Genomic DNA, 3,244 nt, shown 5'->3' with positions numbered 1-3,244 from the left:
CTCAATAGAGTGGCTTTTTCTGTTATTCATCTGCTAAAGAGGTTTGCGCTTGTCTAGAAAACCGAAGTATTTTGACCGTCGCTTTAAGCTATCTTTATTACATCCGAAATATTGGCTGACATGGTTTGCTATCTTAGTATTGGTGCTGTTTGGCCTGATGCCAGCTTGGCTTAGGGATCCTGTTGCTCGTCAGTTATCCAAATTAGTACTTAAGATTGCAGCTAAACCTATCGCTGTTGCCAGAGCTAACCTCACCACTTGTTTCCCTGACAAATCGAATGCTGACATAGAGGCTTTGATCCGCGATAACGTTGAAAATTTTGTGATGATTTTATTGGCGCAGTCTGAACTGCTAGTTAAGTCGAGACAAAACATTCGCAACCGAGTGCAGCTTACAGGCTTTGAGCATGTTGAGCAGGTCAGGGCGGCCGGTCAACCTGTCATATTTATCATGCCCCATGTTTGGGGGATAGAGTATGCAGGCCTGCGATTGAACTTAGATCTGCCTATGGTATCAATGGCCAAAGCGCACAAAAATGACCTGTTTAACTGGTTTAATAACCGTATGCGCAGCTCCCAAGGTGGCAATATCTATATGCGCGAAGCGGGGATTAGAGCTTTGCTGGCCGAACTGAAGCAAGACAATAGCTTTTTCTATCTACCTGATGAAGATTTAGGGCCGGATAAAAGTGTTTTTGCCCCGTTTTTAGGCACGACTAAAGCGACATTGCCTGTGGTAGGCCGACTTGCCCAAGCTGGTAATGCACAAGTGATGCCTGTCAAAATCGGTTATGACCAAGTGAAGCGCCAATATCAGTTAACAGTGATGCCTGCTATTGCCCCTGAAGATATGCAGGGCAAAGAAAATGAAGCTATCGCCTTGAATAAGGCTGTAGAACAGGTCATTTTGGCTTATCCTGAACAGTATATGTGGTTCCTTAAAGTGCTGAAAACGCGTCCTGAAGGCGAAGAGTCAATCTATAAATAGAGCTCAGCATAGAGACTGGATCAGTTAAACTAAAAAAGCCGCAATATTAATTGCGGCTTTTTATTACTAGTAATGAATCATCTTAAACGATAAGTTGATATTCACTGCGCAAAATATCGATGATCTCTTGCTTAGGATTTTCGCTAATGTGGAGCTTTTCGCCAATCACTTTCTCAGCAATGCCCACGTAAGTGTTAGAGATGTCCATCATCACAGATTCAGGAAGCTTATTGTCTTTTGCTAAGGCAAAGCGTTCTTCCATGCGGTTCTTATTGAGTAAGATATCTGCATCTGGGAAGTGATTCAGTAACCACTGTCTGAAACCTTCTTTTGATTGCTCGATGATTTTGCCGTCGCGATGAGAACTACCATCCCAAATTCTAGAGCTATCAGGTGTGCCAACTTCATCCATATAGATAAGTTTCTCATTACCTGCAGCATCATTGACATAGCCAAATTCAAATTTTGTATCGACAAAAATTTGGTCTTGTTCGGCTAAGGCATCGCTAATCACGTCAAAGCCTTCTGAGAGCAATTTCTCGTATAAATCGATATCACACTCATTGCTGAAATTAAACCCAGCTACGTGGCGCTCAATGTCACTGCGTGATACGTTAACGTCATCAGCTTCAGGTACACCTTCTAGACCCGTTAATACACCTTTGGTTGATGGTGTGATTAGGATCTCTGGCAGCTTTTGATCTTTCTCTAAGCCTTCAGGTAAGGTAATGCCACAAAATTCACGTTCACCTTTGCTGTATGCGCGCCACATAGAACCTGTAATGTATTGACGAGCAATAGCTTCAATCATCACTGGGCGAGCTTTTTGCACAATCCATACTAACGGATGTGGTATGTCCAAAATATGGCTATCAGCTAAGCCTTTTTCTTTGAATAGCTTAAACCAGTGATTTGAGATTGCGTTAAGTGCTGTCCCTTTGCCAGGAACACCATTTAAGCCGTTCTCACCTTGCCACACACAGTCAAACGCAGAGATACGGTCACTGATTACCATTATTGCTAATGGTGCGTCAGCGGGTACGTCATAGCCTTTGTCTTTTATCAGGCGAGCGCTGTCTTCTGGCGTTAACCAGTACACACTGCGCACTTTACCTGAATGTACGGGTTTATCGGTACGGATGGGAAGGTTGTCATTTACGACTAAAACTTTATCTGCAAGATTCATAGGGCACACTTTTATTATTGAGAAGCTTAATTTTAGTGGCGCAGATTGTATCAGAACTTAGTTTTGGCAACACTAGTAGGATAGCTGTTTTGGCCTAGATAAAAACAGTGTTCTTAATAAAAGAAAATCAACAACCTAGCTTGGATGTTTTTTATTGATATTTATCCAAAATATCATCAATTATTCCATGGGCTTTCATTATCAAAATTTGTTCATCGTTCCAATCTATTAACCCTTGTGGGACACCATCCCCATAGCTCAAATGAATGTCCACTGGTGCAATAGTGTCGTTGATGTCGGTAAACACAAAAGCCGTTGGATTGATCTGATGTTTATTTAGACTATAAAGAACTCTACTTTTCATCTCTATAAATAGGTCGCCTCTGCGGCTTTGTAGTGCAAGAAGTGCACTTTTGTGGCTACTGACTTCCAAAACCTTTATTTGGTACTGTTCAATTAAGGGCTCTAATCCGGGATATTTAAAGCCTTTGAGTAGAATGAGCGTTTTATGTTGCAGTTGGGGCCAAACGATGGCGCTATCTGCTTTCAATGAAACTGCGATGTGATTTGCCGTAAAAAGTACTTGTTTTGACAGGCGTTTATTCTGTAGATATTTACCATCTTTAACGCGCCATGTCGGAGAGCCGTAGCTTATCCAATTGGGAAAGGTTTGTTTCTCCATCTCATAAAGATAACGCTTAAATGGCATGACTTGATTGACGATCTCAAATGGTTTTTTATTTGCCAAGAACTCAACAATATCAGTGACCACGCCTGTCTGCGGGCCTGCCTCTGCTGCATTTACCTGAAACGGCTCTGCTTGCTCAGATATGATCAAGTAAGCCAAAGTCTGCGCCGTGACTGTTTGGCTCAATAATGTGGTTACTAAGAGCGTGATGAAAGGTAATGATTTAAACATGCTAACCAACGGGTTCTGAATGATAATCGCTTGTAGTATAAAGAGTTTGTAATTCTATGTAACTGTATTTGTGGGTAAATAATAATCTAAAGTCTTTACATTAGGTGAAACTTTAGTATTGACCATTACAGGTTAATACCAATCAGTATAA

Annotated in this window: 3 protein-coding genes; 1 reads left to right on the top strand and 2 read right to left on the bottom strand. The window is 41.5% G+C overall.

The window, feature by feature from the left end:
• The first annotated feature begins 49 nt into the window (after positions 1-49).
• On the top strand, positions 50-988 hold the full coding sequence (gene lpxM, locus AB4238_RS22295) for a lauroyl-Kdo(2)-lipid IV(A) myristoyltransferase (RefSeq protein ID WP_372035807.1): 939 nt from the start codon (positions 50-52) through the stop codon (positions 986-988).
• Positions 989-1,070: 82 nt separating this feature from the next.
• Here lpxM and AB4238_RS22290 read toward each other — a convergent pair whose 3' ends face one another.
• Together AB4238_RS22290 and AB4238_RS22285 are read right to left on the bottom strand one after the other, a co-directional pair.
• Positions 1,071-2,174, bottom strand: a complete 1,104-nt coding sequence (locus AB4238_RS22290) for a phosphoribosylaminoimidazolesuccinocarboxamide synthase (RefSeq protein ID WP_372035805.1) — start codon at positions 2,172-2,174, stop codon at positions 1,071-1,073.
• 151 nt (positions 2,175-2,325) lie between these two features.
• Positions 2,326-3,093, bottom strand: coding sequence for a hypothetical protein (locus AB4238_RS22285; protein ID WP_372035803.1), 768 nt, complete (start codon positions 3,091-3,093; stop codon positions 2,326-2,328).
• Between the last annotated feature and the right edge of the window lie 151 nt (positions 3,094-3,244).

The organism is Shewanella sp. 10N.286.45.A1, assembly GCF_041470405.1.
Lineage (GTDB): Bacteria > Pseudomonadota > Gammaproteobacteria > Enterobacterales > Shewanellaceae > Shewanella.
The sequence above is the reverse complement of the archived record's forward strand: the minus strand, read 5'-3'. Positions and strand labels throughout refer to the sequence as shown.